This is a genomic window from Pseudomonas sp. SIMBA_041 (assembly GCF_046535095.1).
In the GTDB taxonomy this organism is placed as follows: domain Bacteria; phylum Pseudomonadota; class Gammaproteobacteria; order Pseudomonadales; family Pseudomonadaceae; genus Aquipseudomonas; species Aquipseudomonas mucoides.
In genome coordinates, this window is record NZ_JAWRXJ010001067.1 from 1 (window position 1) to 228 (window position 228).

The 228-nt window shown below is 44.7% G+C and carries 1 pseudogene; it reads left to right on the forward strand.

Features of this window, described 5'->3' with window-relative positions:
- A pseudogene (locus SB725_RS34380) lies at positions 1-228 on the forward strand (hypothetical protein); the annotation flags it as partial.

Sequence of the window (228 nt, forward strand, 5' to 3'; positions counted from 1 at the left end):
CCCTATCTAGATGCGATTGAGTTAAATCCTGATGTGATTGTCGATGAACATTTTGCTCAAGTCGAACGTACAATTAAAGCTTATGCCAACCCAGATATGATGCCAAAAATTCGTGAGCATCTGAGGTTATCTAAGTCGGCACCTGCCGCTCAAGAAGCCGCGATGCTCGAATCCATGTGTCACCATTTAGTCGAAGCGGCAGATGCTGGGTATGAACACATCATCTTT